Raw genomic sequence first — 16,350 nt, forward strand, 5'->3', positions numbered from 1 at the left:
TTATTAACGAAATGAAAAAACTTCTACTAGCAAGTTTGTGCATTCTGTTGTTGTCTATTACACAGGTTTTTGCACAAAACCGTACAGTTACTGGTACGGTTACGGCCAAAGATGATGGTCTACCCCTCCCGGGAGTAAGCGTTATCGTAAAAGGTACTACCAGCGGTACACAAACAAATGCAAATGGTAAATTCTCAATCAGCGTTTCCGGTAATGCCGTGCTAATTTTCCGTTTTATCGGTTATGCGCCAGTTACTAAAGAGGTGGGTACAAGCGAGGTGATCAATGTGTCTTTAGCCAACACCTCAAGAGACCTTACAGAGGTGGTTGTAACCGCAGCCGGTATTACTCGTTCGGCAGCCTCCTTAGGTGTTGCCGCAAACACCATTAAAGCAGGTGAAATTACCCAGGCTAATCCAACTAACTTACTAAGTGGTTTATCGGCTAAAGCGCCGGGTTTACAAATTGGGCGTTCAACAGGTGGCGTTAACACAGCGGTACGTATCTCATTAAGAGGACAGCGCTCATTCTCAAAATCAAGCGAACCTATATTCGTTATCGACGGTGTTCCGGTGAGTAATAGCAGCATCCAGCCTTCAACAACATCTGGAAATCAGGTTGACGTTGGTAGTCGAATTGGTGACGTTAACCCGGAGGATATTGAATCGGTAACCGTGCTGAACGGTCCAAACGCAGCGGCATTATATGGTTCATTGGCATCAAATGGTGCGATTATTATTACCACAAAAAATGGTAAAAACCGTAATAAGAAATATGAGGTAAGCTTTTCTTCATCTTTTGGCTTGGACAAGGTTCAAAAGCTTCCTACTTTCCAAAACCAGTATGGTTCCGGTTATAACGGAGAATATGATCAGATTGAGAATACAAATTGGGGGCCTGAGTTAGATGGTCATATGGTTCAGTCTGGCCCAACTCTGGCCGATGGCAGCAAAAACATGATTCCTTTTTCGGCTGTTAAAGACAATGTTAAAGACTTCTTTAACACAGGCAAAACCTGGAATAACTCTGTTGCTTTTAGTGGAGGTAATGATAAAAGCTCATTTTATTCTTCCTTTTCTGATGTTGAACAAAGCGGTGTTATCCCAATGGACAAATTCCGTCGTAATACAGTAAAGCTTTCCGGTAGTGCTCAGTTGTCAAATAAATTTACAATTAGCGGCAATATTCAATACAACAGGAATATTACCCGGACTTCATTTCAAGGAGGTACCGGAGCAACTGGTGTTTATAACGCAGTTTTAAACAGCAGCCGCCAAATCAATATTGAAAACTTTAAGGATTGGAGGCATAATCCGTTTGCGGGGCCTGATGGTTATTTTGATGGTTACTATCCTAACCCATATTACGCACTGGAAAATAACAGGTTTAACAGTATGTTGGATCACTTGTTAGGTAGTATGCAAGTTGGTTATGATCCGTTCAAGTGGTTAAACATCACTTATCGTTTAGGTACAGATGTGAGTATTGACAATCGTAAGCAAACTTTTGAAAGAACAACCTATGGTTTAACGGCCATTAGCCCCACTCAGCGCCCGGGCTCAACTACCGGTAGTGTGATAGAGGGAAGCAACTATGAGCGTATCTTAAACTCAGATTTATTGCTTACATTTAAAAAGGATCTAAACAAAGATTTCTCCACCACCTTTATATTGTTAAACAACATATATGAAACCAACCAAAGATTGCTTTCTACAACAGCAAATGCTATCGCTATACCGGGCTTTTTTAACTTGAGCAATGCGGTTGGACAATTATCCGGTTCAGAGCAAACATTCCTGACCAGAAGATATTCATTTGCAGGTGACTTGACAGTTGATTTCCGTAAATATTTATACTTGAATGCAACATTAAGAAATGACCATTCATCAACACTTGCTCCGAGTAACAGATCATACTGGTACCCATCTGCCAGCTTAAGTTATTTGTTAACAGAGTCAATTCCTGAGCTTAAAAATAGCGATGCTTTATCGTTTGCTAAATTAAGAGCCAGTTATGCTAAAGTGGGTAACAACGCTAACGCGTACAGTTTGTTGCCAACCTTTAATCCTGGTAGCGGCTACCCATACGGTTCAGCTGCCTCATTTAGTTTGACTAATACTTACCCGGATCCTAATTTACAGCCAGAGTTTACTTCCTCATATGAGTTAGGTACAGAACTATCCTTTTTACGAGATAAACTGGGCTTGGATTTTACTTGGTATCAAACCAAAAGCAGTAACCTGATCACTAACGTTGCTTTAGCATCATCAACAGGTTATACTCAAGCTACACTTAACGCTGGCGATATCAAGAATAAGGGTGTTGAGATTGCTTTAAGAGGAAAGCCATTTTCAAGTGCAAATGGAGTTAGCTGGAATTTTACAGTAAGCTATACCCATAACGACAGTAAAGTGACCAGAGTTTATCAGGATTCTAAAATATTGCCGTTAGGTACAGGAGACCCTGTTCCGGCAGCAATTGTTGGCCAGCAATACCCGGTATTATACGGAAGTAAATTCCTGACAGATGGTCAGGGGCATGTTGTAGTAGGTGCTAATGGTAACCCTATTAAAGACCCTTCTAACCAGGTACTAGGACAGGTAAACCCGAAACATATCATAGGTTTCTCTAATAGCATCTCTTACAAAGGCTTCACACTGAGTGGTACCTTAGATTACCGAACAGGAAATGTGATCTATTCAGGTACAATGAATACTTTAATCTTTACTGGTTCAACTCCTTTAACAACTCAATATAATCGTCAGCCATTTGTGTTCCCTAACTCTGTAATTAAAAATGCAGACGGAAGTTATACACCTAATACCACACTGAAAACAGCCGATGGTGGCTTTGATTATTGGTATAGTGTTTATAATCAAGTTGCCGCCAATAATATTGTTGATGCTGCCTTCCTGAAATTAAGAGATGTTTCATTAGAATACCAATTACCAAAAAACCTGTTGAAAGGTACTCCTTTTGGTCGTGCAAGTGTGGCATTAACCGGATCAAACATTTTATTGTGGACTCCAAAATCTAATCAATACATTGATCCTGAAGCTAATGCTTTTGGTACCAATAATTCTCAGGGTCGTGAGATCAGCAATACGCCATCAACCAGATACTTTGGTTTGAATATTAGAGCAACATTTTAATAATGTTTAATTTAAAAAGATAATGAAAACTAAATATATTTTAAGAGGATTTGTGGCGGCCGCCCTGGCAATAACAACCTCGAGCTGTGAAAAGAATTTTTTGGATGTGAATACGAGTCCAAACAATCCATCAACTTCAACACCTGAGTTGGTTTTACCTAGTGCAGTGAACTTTGCAGGCAGCCAGGTAAATGGTAGTTTTAACGTGCTAGGTAACTTGCTTACCGGCAACTGGGGACAGGCGCCAGATTTTCTGTTTTATCTTCCACAGGAAACTTACAACCTTACGCCTGGTACTTATGATACCCAGTGGACTAACTTTTACGCCAACTCATTAAAAAACCTGCAGTATGTGATTGATAATGCTAACGGTAAAAAGAACCTGGTGGCAATTGCAAAGATCATGCAGGCTTATGATTTTCAGGTGTTGGCTGATGCATGGGGAGATATTCCATTTAACGATGCGCTAAAGAATACAAAAGTTATTGCCCCTAAATATGATGCTGCAACCAGTGTTTACGATGGTATTATTAAACTAATTGACGATGGCGTGGCTAGTATTGATGTTTCAGCAACCGCAATTAGACCAGCTGCTGCCGATATCGTATTCGGTAGCTCTGCTCTTATTGCTGAAATGGATTTTTGGAAACGTTTTGCAAATACATTGAAGTTAAGGGTTTTGATACGTCAAAGTCGTGCTACAAGCAGGACATCACAAGTAACAGCAGGCTTTGCATCCTTATCTGGCGCCTCATTTTTAGAGACTAATGCTGCAAGTAATCCAGGTTATGCAAATCAATCTGGTCAATTCAGTCCAATTTATACTTCTATTGGTTTTACTTTAACAGGAGCGCAAACCAGTAATTATCAGGCCACCAGAGGTAATAAATTTGCTGTTGACTTTTTAGCTAATAGTAGTGACCCTCGCTTGACTTTACTTTATCGCCCTGTTCCAAATATTACCACATCGAATGTTTATAAAGGTGTTATAGCTGGAAGTACAGCTGCTTCAGGTAATAGATCGGCCGATTTATCCCCTGTTGGAGCAAGTATTGTTAAAGCTTCAGCGGATGGCGGATACGCTACGCCGGCCTATTTAATTTCCGCTTCGGAAAGTTACTTTTTACAAGCAGAAGCCCAAGTTAGAGGCTATTTAACAGGTGGGGTAGCAGGTGCAGCAATCAATTATCAAAAAGGTGTTGAAGAGTCATTTAAAGTATTGGGCTCAACAGCAAATGCAGCGGATGCTTATATTACCGCAGGCGCAGCTAATCGGTTAATTAACTTTAATTTAGCGGTGGGTTTAAATCAGCAAATCGAGGCCATTATAACTCAAAAATGGATTGCATTAAACGGGATCAATGGTTTTGAAGCTTGGTGCGAATTTAGAAGAACAGGTTATCCTACAGGAAACCCACTTACGCAAAATCAACAAAGCGGTGGCAAATTCCCGGTACGATTACCTTATCCACAAAATGAAGTGAATGGAAACGGTGCCAATGTTCCTAAAATTGATATTTTTAATAACAGAATTTTTTGGGATGTTGACTAATTGAAAGTTATAAAAACCATAGGAATGGCGGTTTTCATTACAGAAACCGTCATTTTTTTTTGAAACGAGCAGTAAACCACTGCTCATCCGCGTTACATTTTTCCGCGCCCAACGGCTTGAAAACCTTTCAGCAAATCACTCTTAACAATCTGTCAATAAATTTTATTTTACGCAAAAAAGCATCCTTTAAGGCAATAAAATAATATATATATCAGGTAGGCATTATGGGTAAAATATGTAATAAATATGTTACAATAATTTAAAAAAGAGTTAATTTCTTACAATATTTTATGTAATATAGCCCCTGCGTTATTTTATAGTTCTGCAAAATATATTATACGATAACGCCACAATTCACATAGTATTAACTATTAATTGATCTTATTCACAAAAAATGAAAAAACTTCTACTAGTAAGTTTGTGTTTCCTGTTGTCAATAACACAAACATTTGCACAAAACCGTGCAGTTACCGGTACGGTTACAGGCCTGGAAGACGGCCTGCCAATCCCGGGAGTAACCGTCAAGGTAAAAGGAACTACAACTGGTACCCAAACCAGCAGCAACGGAAAATACACGTTAAGTGTTCCGGATGGTTCTACACTGGTCATCAGCTTTATTGGCTATGCAACGCAAGAGGTACAGGTAAAGGGTTCTGTAGTAAACGTAAGGCTTGCCATGTCGAGCAAGCAGCTTGGCGAAGTTGTGGTAACTGGCGCTTTAGGCTTAAGCCGAACCCGTAACCAGCAGGCTTATGCCGCCCAGCAGGTTGCCGGTGATGAGGTGAGCAAACAGCGTGGTTCAAACTTTGTAAGCGGCCTTTCAGGTAAAGTTGCCGGTTTAGAGATCAGGCAAAACAACGCGTTAGGTGGTTCAACCAACGTGGTTTTAAGGGGTACAAAGTCATTGTTAGGAAACAACCAGGCATTATTTGTAGTTGATGGTGTGCCCATGAACAATGGTGGCCCGGGCTCAGGAAACGGCGGAAGTAATAATGCCGGTGCCGGCGGTACAGGTGCTAATGCATCGGGTAACCTTGGTACTGTTGAAACAGGCAGGGGGGGTTATGATTACGGATCACCTATTTCGGATATTAACCCTGATGATATAGAATCGGTTACCATACTTAAAGGAGCGGCAGGTAGCGCCCTGTACGGTTCTATAGGTGCCAATGGTGTTATTGTAATTACCACTAAAAAGCCAGGCAGAGGCTTAGGTGTTACTTTTAACAGTAGCGTTGGTTTTGGCGCCGTTGATAAATCAACATTGCCTACTTATCAGCATGAGTACGGCGCTGGTTATGGTCCTATTTATAATAAAAAGGATGGGATAGACCCAACCGGCTATTTCCTGACGCAGGATGTTAATGGCGATGGTGTTACCGACCTGGTAGCCCCTATGCATGAAGATGCTTCTTATGGCCATCGGTTTGATCCTAATTTAAAGGTTTATCAATGGGATTCATTTGTGGCCACATCTCCAAATTTTGGAAAAGCAACGCCATGGGTTGCCGCGGCCAATGATCCGCTTACCTTTTTTGTTCACCCGGTAACTAATAACCAAAGTTTGTTTGTTACCAATGGCGGCGATAACGGCAGCTTTAAATTAGGTTATACCCGTAATAATCAAACCGGTTTTTTACCTAACAGTAATGAATTAAAAAACAGTGTTGATTTTGCAAGCACCTATAAAATTACCAACAAATTAACCGCGGGCGCAAGTATTAATTACACCCGTACAGATGGTAAGGGCCGCTATGGCAGTGGTTATCAAACCGAAAACGTTATACGCAACTTTAGGCAATGGTGGCAGATGAATACCGATATTAAGGCACAAAAAGACGCCTATTTTGCATCGGGAGGAAAAGATATCACCTGGAACTGGAAAAGCCCAACCAACCTTGTTCCTAATTTCCAGGATAATCCATACTTCACCCGCTATCAAAATTATGAAACAGACAGGCGTCACCATTACTTTGGCAATGTGAACCTGAATTATAAGGTTAACGACTGGATAAATTTAATGGGTCGTGTAACCGTTGATAATTCAAGCATGATACAGGAAGAAAGACGTGCTTTTGGCTCACAAGGCGTATCTGCTTATACCAGGAGAAATATCAATTTTAACGAAACCAATTTAGACTTCCTGGCTACGGTTGACAAAAACATTAGCTCCGACCTTAATTTTAAAGGATTGTTAGGTGTTAACATCAGGAAAAACCGATATGAGTTAATTTCGGCAGCAACAAACGGCGGTTTAATTATCCCGAATGTTTATGCTTTGGCAAACTCTAAAAATGCGCCGGCTGCTCCTACCGAAAACGATATCAGACAAGAAGTTGATGGCTTATTTGCAGGAGCCACCTTTACCTGGAGAAAAATGGTAGTTTTAGACGGAACATTACGCCGTGATGCCTCATCGTCTTTACCATCTTACAGCAATAAGTTTTATTATCCATCTGTTAATTTAGGTTTTACTTTTTCCGAACTGCTTAAACAATATGAGTGGTTGTCATACGGTAAAGTAAGAGTTAACTATGCCGAAGTGGGTAATGGCGGTCAGCCTTTCCTTACCAAAAACTTTTATTCTTTTGGTACACCGTTTGGCTCAAACCCGCAATCTTTCATAGGCGTTGTTCAAAACAATGCCACTTTAAAACCCGAACGTTCAAAATCGAAAGAAGCGGGTTTAGAGATGCAGTTTTTTAACAGCCGTTTAGGTTTTGATTTCACTTATTATGAATCTAAAACCAGCGATCAGCTTTTGCCTGTTGCCCTGTCAAGAGCTACCGGTTACGATGCTACCTATATTAACTCCGGTACTATACAAAACAAGGGTATCGAGGTTTCATTGAACGGTACCCCTGTAAACAGTAAGCTGGTAACCTGGAAAGTTGGCGTTAACTTCACTAAAAACAAGAATAAGGTTTTATCGCTTTATGTAGACCCAACCGGCCAGCCTGCAACAAACCTGTTGTTATCATCATTCCAGGGCGGTGTATCATTGAATGCTACATTGGGCCGTCCGTATGGCGATATCCGCGGTACTGCTTTTACCGATATCAACGGAAAACCATACCTGAACAAAGACGGTGGCCGTGTTGTTGATCAAACCGGCGATAACGCGGGTTATTATAAACAATCGCCGAGCACCAGTACCATAGGTAATATTAACCCGGATTGGATAGGTGGTATTACCAACTCTGTACGCGTTCAAAACTTTACTTTGAGCTTCCTGATCGATATTCGTAAAGGCGGTGACGTATTCTCCCTGGATACTTACTATGGTATGGATACGGGTTTATATCCAGAAACCGTTGGCAATAATGACCTGGGTAATCCGTCAAGAAACTCGCTTGCTAACGGCGGAGGGGTAATCATTCAAGGTATTGCGGCCAATGGCAACAAGAATAATATCAGGGTACGCAATGATGCTACCGGTTTATATGGTTATGAGCACAACCCGGCAGCAGCTTATGTTTACGATGCAAGTTATGTGAAATTGCGTGAAGCGTCATTGAACTATTCGTTTCCGCAAAGCCTCACCTCTAAATGGGGGCCAATTAAAGGAGTTGATCTTGCAGTAAGCGGCAGAAATTTATGGATCATCCACAAAAATCTACCCTACTCAGATCCTGAAGAAGCCCTGAGTGCAGGTAACCTTCAAGGTTATCAAAGCGGTGCTTTCCCAACGGCCAGAATGTTTACCCTAAACTTAAAAGTAAGATTTTAACCAATATGAAAAAATATATATGGGCACTGCTTCCGCTGGTTATGCTGGGGGCGTGCAAAAAGGATTTTGAAAACCTGAATACCAATCCTAAGCTTTTCCCTACGGTACCTGCTCCAACGTTAATTACACAGGCCGAGCGGCAACTTTCAAATGCCCTTACATCAGCAAGCGTAAATAATAATGTTTTCAGGCTGGTTGAACAACAATGGCAGGAAACTACTTATAACGACGAAAGCTTGTACAATTTTGATACCCGTAACATCAACCGGCAGATGTGGGGTAGCCTGTTTCGTGATGTGCTAAACAATTTAAAGTTAGCTAAAGACATCATTCCCGGCGACCCTACCGTAGTTGGCGATGCTGTAAAAAAGAATGATATCGCGATTGCGGATATATTACAGGTTTACTCTTTTTATTACCTGGTTACTACGTTTGGCGATGTGCCTTATTCGCAGGCGCTTGATGCTAAAAACAATTTTCCAAAATATGATGATGCGGCAACCATTTATAAAGATCTGTTAAAACGCCTTGATGCCGATGTGGCTGCATTAAGCGGTACGGCAAGTTTGGGTTCTGCCGATATTATTTATGGCGGAGACGTTGCCAAATGGAAAAAATTTGCCAACTCATTTAAATTGAAAATGGGTATGACCATTGCCGATTATGATGCGGCTTTAGCTAAAACAACTGTTCAGGCGGCATTGGATGCAGGTGTTTTTACCGATAATGCAGATAATGCTACATTGGTATACCTGGCTGCAACACCGAATACCAACCCAATATGGGTTGACCTTGTCCAAAGCGGCAGAAATGACTTTGTAGCTTGTGCTACATTAGTTAAGCAACTCAATAACAGTAACGGGATACTTGACCCCCGCGCATCAAAATATTTCACCCTTTATAAGGCAACAGCTAATGATCCAGGTGTATATTTAGGTGCCGATCCGGGTGTAAAAGCAAACTATGAAAGTTTTTCGCATGTAGGAGCTGTTGTAACTGCAGCTACTGCCCCCGGTCTATTGCTTGATTACGCAGAGGTTTCATTTTATTTAGCAGAAGCAAAAGCAAAAAACTTGATAACTAATGGAGATGCCGCCTCCTCTTATTATGAAAAAGGTGTTCAGGCCTCGTTTGATTATTGGAAAGCGGGAAGCGCGACAGCCTTTATTGCTGCTAACCCTTATACAGCTAATAACCTGGCTACTCAAAAATGGGTTGCTAACTTTAACAGGGGGTGGGATGCATGGATCGAGACCAGGAGACTTGACTTTCCTGTGCTTTATAAACCAGCAACCGGCGCGTTTAGTGATTTTCCGGTTCGTTTCAAATACCCGGTTGATGAGGCAAATGTAAACCCAGCTAATTATAAAGCAGCATCTGCAGCCATTGGCGGCGATGTGGTAACAACCAGGCTGTTTTTTGATAAAAATGTTATGCCTAAATAGTTAGCTATAACGTTTAAATAATAAAAAAGGGATTTGCCAGCATGGCAAATCCCTTTTTTATTACAGTCCAAAATTAAACAGTTTATTTTTTATCCACGCTGTATTTACCCGGGCCAACAAATAAAAGGCCAGCAAATATCAGGGCATCTTCCAGAGCATGGGCAGCGCCGCCAAACCCTTCACCTCTGGCAAAATGGGATGCAGCAGCTACAATAAGCGTCAATATCATCAGTATGCATACCGGACGAAAGGCAAAGCCTATAATGAGTAAAACGCCGCCAAATGCTTCTGTTAGCGTCGCCAGGAAACCCCACACCACCGGCCAGAAATGGATGCCGATATGCCTGGTAGAGTGGCCCAGCTCCTTCCAGCCGCTTACGCCGCCCATGAGCATAGGGTAACCATAAAAAATAAAAGTGATACCCAGTCCCAAGCGGATGATCAACAGTCCAAAGTTTTTGTAATTGCTTAAGTTGCTCAGTATTGCCATAAATTATAATGGTAAGTTTTGTTTAACAGGGTTGAAATTTGGTTTTAATATATAAAAAATACTTTCAGGAAGAAAATGGGCATGCCGAGCAAAAGCCCGGGCCTGTGACATTCCTTCCCTCGGGAAGGGGAGGAAGGGGTTTATGTATCATTGCCGGTTTATACTGCTTGTATAAATACCCCTTTGCTTTTACACTCATGTCAGCCGCACCTCTCCCGTAGGGAGAGAACTGGAAAAATACCTGGTCTAAATCGCAGAAGTTTTTATCTTTTGGGCGAGGGAGATCCAGTAACCCCCTTAATTCTGGAAACGGCGAAGCCCTCAACGGAGTTAATTCTAAGTTCAAAGAAACTGCAAACCTACATCCTGCCCCTGTACAGATAGCTGAACCTTCCTGCCAAATATCAAACTGCAATTATCGGGGATGTGCCCGGCCGGAAAATCAAAGCATACGGGGTAATCATATTCCTGCACAATATCCATAACAATCTCAGGTACGGTTTGCCCGAAGGGAATGTCGTTATCTTTCATATCGCTAAAACCACCTACAACCAGGCCCGCGAGCCAGGCGAGCTTGCCTGCCCGTTTCAGGCTGCGCAGCATCCTGTCAACCGAGTAAAGATATTCGCCAACATCTTCTATAAATAATATTTTGCCCGCATAGTCAAGGTCGGATACCGAACCGGCTACGCTTACCAATAGGGATAAGTTGCCGCCTGCCAATATTCCGCTGCCGTTGCCGCTGCGGTTTTTGCCGTGGGCATGGTATTGATAACTTAACGCTTCTCCAAACAAGGCCTGGCGCAAAGTATCCAATGAATGTTTGGACGCATCGGGAATGTTAACCGGCATTTGCCCGTGTATGGTTTGAGCCCCATAGTTGGCCAGCAAATGGGTATGCAGCACGGTGATATCGCTAAAACCGATGAGCCATTTTGGGTGTTTGGCAAAGCGGCTGAAATCAACCTTATCAATCATCCGGATGGTGCCATAGCCCCCACGGGCCGCTATAATGGCTTTGATGCTGTCGTCGTCAATAAAGCGTTGCAGATCACGCGCGCGCAGATCATCATCGCCGGCAAACTGGTGGTAAGATGCGGTTACAGTATCGCCCAAAACCACTTCCAGTCCCCATGATTGTAGCAGGGCCACGGCATCGTTCATGGGCCGGGGCAGTTTCTTTGCCGGACAGGTGATCGCTATCTTATCGCCTTTTTTTAAATAAGGTAGGCGGAGTCCGGAAGAAGCGTCGTCGGCTGGTTTATGCATAAAGCAATTATAGTAAAAGTTTTGCTTTTGTGGCAGCAAAGCTTGCGGAGCCAGATCGCAGAGCCGACTCACCCCGTTTACGCTTCGCTGTACGGCCCTCTCTTCGCCTATAGCGGAAAGGGGTAAAAAATAGATTTGTCATGCTGAACGGAGGTAAAGTACCCATTCTGCTACATGCTCATTAAAAACCCCATAAAAGATTTTAGGACAAAGAAACCCGCACTTCCAAACTTTCCGGCTTAAATGAATTATCTTTGCGGCTTATTTACATTGCCGCATATTTCATGTCACAACTCAACAAATACAAACGCTTCACTATAACATCTGCCTTGCCTTATGCTAATGGTCCGCTGCATATTGGTCACCTGGCAGGAGCCTACATCCCGGGCGATATTTTTGTACGCCACCTGAGGCTCAAAAAAAAGGATGTAGTATACGTTTGCGGGTCTGATGAGCATGGCGCCGCCATTACCATTAAGGCCAAAAAAGAAGGCACTACACCACAGGCTATTATTGATAAATACCATCAGCAGATAAAAGACAGCTTTGAGCAATTCGGGATAGCTTTTGACATTTATCACCGCACCTCATCACCTATACACCATGAGTTGTCGCAGGAGTTTTTCCTGAACCTGTATGAAAAGGATGAGTTTATTGAAAAAGTAAGCGAGCAGTATTACGACGAGGATTTTGACCAGTTTCTGGCCGACAGATATATTATTGGTACCTGCCCTAATTGCCATAATGAGAATGCCTATGGCGATCAGTGCGAAAAATGCGGTACCTCGTTAAGTCCGACCGACCTGATCAACCCGGTATCAACCTTGAGCGGGAAGCCGCCGGTTTTAAAACCAACCAAACACTGGTACCTGCCGCTGGATAAATATCAGCCCTGGCTGGAGCAATGGATAGATGCCAAAGAGGGTAGCTGGAAGGTGAATGTATTTGGCCAGTGCAAATCATGGCTTAAACAAGGCCTGCAGCCACGTTCCATGACCCGAGACCTGGATTGGGGTATCGACGTGCCGCTGGCCGATGCCAAAGGCAAAAAACTATACGTTTGGATGGATGCGCCTATAGGCTATATATCGGCCACAAAACAATGGGCTATTGATAATAATAAAGACTGGAAGCTATACTGGAAAAAGCAGGCCGACGAGCAGGACGATGCCTGTTTGATCCATTTTATTGGTAAGGATAATATCGTATTCCACTGTATTACCTTCCCATCCATACTGCATGCGCATGGCGAATATATTCTGCCTCAAAATGTGCCTGCCAATGAGTTTTTGAACCTGGAAGGCGATAAGCTTTCCACCTCGCGCAACCACGCTGTTTGGCTGCATGAGTACCTGGAAGAGCTGCCAAACAAACAGGACGAGTTGCGCTATGTATTGACCTCGATATTACCCGAAACCAGCGACAGCGAGTTTACCTGGAAAGATTATCAGGCACGTATCAATAACGAACTGGTGGCCATATTAGGCAACTTTGTGAACCGGGTGATGATACTGATGCACAAGTTTTATGAAGGCAAGGTAGAAGGCACAAGCGATCGTATCGAACTAACCGACGCCACACTGAACGCAGAGTTGGGTAATTACTATGATGAGATAGAAAAGAACCTGGAAGCTTACCGTTATCGCCAGGCCTTACAGGCCGTAATGGATATCGCCCGCCTGGGTAACCGTTACCTCACCGAAAAAGAGCCCTGGAAAACCATTAAAACCGACCCGGAAGGAGCGAAGCAAGCCCTGCATAATTGCCTGTTGCTAATAGGGCACCTGGCCGCTTGCGCACAGCCATTTTTACCGGCTACGGCTAAAAAGATCATCGGTATGCTCAACTGGCCAAATGAAGTGATCCACTATGACCAGGAGATCTACTTTAATAATGGTCACCAGTTGAACCCGCCGGCTCTGCTGTTTGAAAAAATTGAAGATGAGGTGATTGAGCGTCAGTTGCTAAAGCTGCAGGCTAAAAAAGAAGCTGCAGCGCCAAAATCGGCCGATGTGCTGCCTGCGAAGGAAAACATCAATTACGAAACGTTTACCACGATGGATATCCGCACGGGTACCATTTTAACCGCCGAAAAGATAGCCAAAACAAAAAAGCTGCTCAAACTAACCATCGACACCGGTATTGACGAACGCACCATCGTATCGGGCATTGCCGAGTATTACGAACCGGAAGCCATTGTTGGCCAAAAGGTAAGCGTACTGGTAAACCTGGAACCCCGCGAAATCAAAGGGATACTGTCGCAAGGCATGATCCTGATGGCCGAAGACAGTACAGGCAAGCTAAGCTTTGTAGCTCCGGTTGATGATTTCCATAACGGATCGGTAATCAGGTAATTAGATGTGCGGATGTGCAGATGTGTAAATAGGCCCCTAACAAATTTTGCAAGCAGGAGTGTGATTTTTCATTGATAATTTGCACCTTTGCAAACTGTTTGCGGATGTACGTCCTGTAAACCATAAAGGTCCCGTAGTTCAACGGATAGAATAGGAGTTTCCTAAACTCTAGATATGAGTTCGATTCTCGTCGGGACCACTACTAACCCATACATGGGAAAGATTGTGAAAAGCTTTTAGGTGGAAATCTGAAGGCTTTTTTTATTGACTGCAGTCGATGTTAACACAGACCGCAAGTAATATCGTAAGACGATACTCAATAAAGATCGGACTTATTTCCGGCAATTTTTATTCGGTGTACAATTTCCCAATCTGTCGATGACAAAATCCGGAAAATTGCCTTTTGATAAAATGATCGGAACTTTTCATTTCCGTTCATTCTTAGGATTCAATTTTACAATGCCCGGGCATAATTTATCCTGTTTTTTTTATCAGCCTCGCCAGGCATTGGAGCTACCTCATATTTACAATTCCATTCTTTTATACTTTCTAAAATGGGCAAAAAAGCCAAGCCTTTTTCAGACAATTTATATTCTACCCTTGGTGGTAGTTCTTTATAAGCTAACCTTGCCAGCATTCCATCTTCTTCCAGCTCTTTGAGTTGTTCTGTCAATACTTTCCTTGAAATAAGCGGTATAATGGAATCCAACTGACCAAAACGTACGGTACGTGTTCCGATAACATTAATAATGATCGGTTTCCATTTATTACCAATAGTACCGATGGCTCTCGTGAAGGGGCAATTCGATGCGCAAAATCTCTCGTCTCTCATATTTTCTAATTTGTAGTTACCTCCCAGTAACCAGAATAAGCTATAGTAGTTACAAAAATAAACTATTGATAGTAACTTTGTGAAACAAATTTAAAAATATTTAGTAATGGGCAGATTAAATAATAAAATAGCCGTAATCACGGGTGGCAACAGTGGTATTGGATTTGGAATTGCGGAAGCATTTAAAAACGAAGGTGCGAAGGGCGCTATTATCGGCAGGAACCAGGAAACCTTAGATCGGGCCGTTGCACAGCTTGGCGATGGTTTTATCGCCATCAATGCCGATGTAACCAATATTGCCGATTTGGAAAAAGCATTTACAGCAACAGCTGAAAAATTTGGAAAGATAGATGTGGTTGTCGCTAATGCGGGTGCCGGAGCGGTAGGAACAGTAGCAACTTTTGATGAAGCTGCATTTGATCAGGCGATCGATCTGAACTTAAAAAGTGTTTATTTCACTGTTCAAAAAGCGTTGCCTCATATGAATTATGGAGGTTCTGTTATTTTAATCGGGTCAAATGCCGCCCATCGGGCTTATGCGAACTTCACCCTTTATGGGGCAGCAAAAGCGGCAGTCATCTATTTAGCCAAAGGATTTTCAAGCGACCTTTTAGACCGGAAGATCAGGGCTAATGTGATTACACCGGGTACAACAGATACCCCGGCGTTTGACAAGTTTGTTCCCGCAGAACAAATGGAAGCAGTCAAAAAACACTTTGCCGATCAAATGCCTATCGGCAGGATCGGTCAACCATCTGACATTGGTAAAACGGCAGTTTTTCTGGCCTCTGATGATTCTTCGTTCATGTTGGGTGCCGAACTACTGGTTGATGGCGGCATGACCTATTTATCAAAATAATTCTTAAAAATTTATAAAATGAGCAATTCAGAAAAGAAAGCAGCAAGCTACGCCATTATCGGCTTTGGCAAGATTGGCCAGGCCTTGGCTAGGGCGTTTGCCCGCAAGGGTATAGAAGTAGCCGTTGCCACCACGCGTGACCCGGAAAGCTTTACCGCCGAAGCGACCGCGATCGGCCCGGAGATCATCCCTGCTACACTGCCCGAAGCGGTTAAGGCAGACATTATCTTTTTGGCGGTGCGTTTTGAATCGCACCCGGATGTAGCGAAGGCGCTTCCTAACTGGCAGGGAAAAACTATCGTTGATGTGACCAATGCCTACGGTGTAACTCCTGAGCAAATGGAAGGACTGCCATCTGCCAGATTCGTAGCAAAGGCCTTTACCGGCGGAAAACTGGTCAAGGGTTTTAATCATTTAGGTGCTGCGATCCTTGATCAGGATCCGGCTGTAAATGGTGGTAAAAGAGTAGTGTTTCTCACAAGTGACGATGACAGCGCGGCAGCAGAGATTAGTGTGCTTGCAGAAAATCTTGGTTTTGCGCCGGTCAAGCTTGGCGGGCTTTCAGAAGGCGGGCTGCTTGTACAAGCGCAGGGAAACAGCTGGGGTAAACTGATCTTTCAGGATCTGGTCAAGTTTTAAATCTTAAATAAATTATAATAATAGAGTA

General features: G+C 42.9%; 10 protein-coding genes and 1 tRNA gene. 8 read left to right on the forward strand and 3 right to left on the reverse strand.

All coding sequences use genetic code 11. The annotated features are described in order from the left end of the window. The first annotated feature begins 11 nt into the window (after positions 1-11). The 4 genes from ACTJKG_RS04140 to ACTJKG_RS04155 all read left to right on the forward strand — a co-directional run bounded on the left by ACTJKG_RS04140 (position 12) and on the right by ACTJKG_RS04155 (position 9,879). Positions 12-3,152 carry a SusC/RagA family TonB-linked outer membrane protein gene (locus tag ACTJKG_RS04140; RefSeq protein ID WP_172334108.1) on the forward strand — a complete coding sequence of 1,047 codons (3,141 nt, stop codon included), beginning with the start codon at positions 12-14 and terminating at the stop codon, positions 3,150-3,152. Between the two features lie 22 nt (positions 3,153-3,174). Beyond that, positions 3,175-4,704, forward strand: a complete 1,530-nt coding sequence (locus ACTJKG_RS04145; protein WP_172334107.1) for a SusD/RagB family nutrient-binding outer membrane lipoprotein — start codon at positions 3,175-3,177, stop codon at positions 4,702-4,704. A gap of 394 nt (positions 4,705-5,098) precedes the next feature. After that, positions 5,099-8,434, forward strand: a complete 3,336-nt coding sequence (locus ACTJKG_RS04150) for a SusC/RagA family TonB-linked outer membrane protein (RefSeq protein WP_440738436.1) — start codon at positions 5,099-5,101, stop codon at positions 8,432-8,434. Between the two features lie 5 nt (positions 8,435-8,439). Continuing rightward, on the forward strand, positions 8,440-9,879 hold the full coding sequence (locus ACTJKG_RS04155) for a SusD/RagB family nutrient-binding outer membrane lipoprotein (RefSeq protein WP_440738437.1): 1,440 nt from the start codon (positions 8,440-8,442) through the stop codon (positions 9,877-9,879). 82 nt (positions 9,880-9,961) lie between these two features. On the opposite strand, the gene ACTJKG_RS04160 is transcribed toward ACTJKG_RS04155, so the two are convergent. After that, positions 9,962-10,369 (reverse strand): DoxX family protein, encoded by a 408-nt coding sequence (locus tag ACTJKG_RS04160; RefSeq protein WP_172334104.1) that lies wholly within the window; start codon positions 10,367-10,369, stop codon positions 9,962-9,964. 342 nt (positions 10,370-10,711) lie between these two features. Beyond that, entirely contained in the window at positions 10,712-11,638 is a 927-nt protein-coding gene (locus tag ACTJKG_RS04165) for a S66 peptidase family protein (RefSeq protein ID WP_440738438.1), read from the reverse strand. Between the two features lie 284 nt (positions 11,639-11,922). On the opposite strand from ACTJKG_RS04165, the gene metG reads away from it, so the two are divergent. Together metG and ACTJKG_RS04175 are read left to right on the forward strand one after the other, a co-directional pair. After that, positions 11,923-13,992 (forward strand): methionine--tRNA ligase, encoded by a 2,070-nt coding sequence (metG, locus tag ACTJKG_RS04170; protein WP_172334102.1) that lies wholly within the window; start codon positions 11,923-11,925, stop codon positions 13,990-13,992. Between the two features lie 127 nt (positions 13,993-14,119). Next, a tRNA-Arg gene (locus ACTJKG_RS04175) sits at positions 14,120-14,191 on the forward strand. Positions 14,192-14,446: 255 nt separating this feature from the next. Here ACTJKG_RS04175 and ACTJKG_RS04180 read toward each other — a convergent pair. Beyond that, positions 14,447-14,824: a winged helix-turn-helix transcriptional regulator gene (locus ACTJKG_RS04180; protein ID WP_172334101.1), complete on the reverse strand. Its 378-nt coding sequence runs from the start codon at positions 14,822-14,824 to the stop codon at positions 14,447-14,449. Between the two features lie 106 nt (positions 14,825-14,930). On the opposite strand from ACTJKG_RS04180, the gene ACTJKG_RS04185 reads away from it, so the two are divergent. After that, positions 14,931-15,683, forward strand: a complete 753-nt coding sequence (locus tag ACTJKG_RS04185) for a glucose 1-dehydrogenase (RefSeq protein WP_172334100.1) — start codon at positions 14,931-14,933, stop codon at positions 15,681-15,683. Positions 15,684-15,701: 18 nt separating this feature from the next. Beyond that, positions 15,702-16,322, forward strand: a complete 621-nt coding sequence (locus tag ACTJKG_RS04190) for an NADPH-dependent F420 reductase (protein WP_172334099.1) — start codon at positions 15,702-15,704, stop codon at positions 16,320-16,322. Positions 16,323-16,350: the final 28 nt, after the last annotated feature.

Origin of the sequence: Mucilaginibacter sp. 22184 (assembly GCF_052045695.1) — a bacterium.
In the GTDB taxonomy this organism is placed as follows: Bacteria; Bacteroidota; Bacteroidia; order Sphingobacteriales; family Sphingobacteriaceae; genus Mucilaginibacter.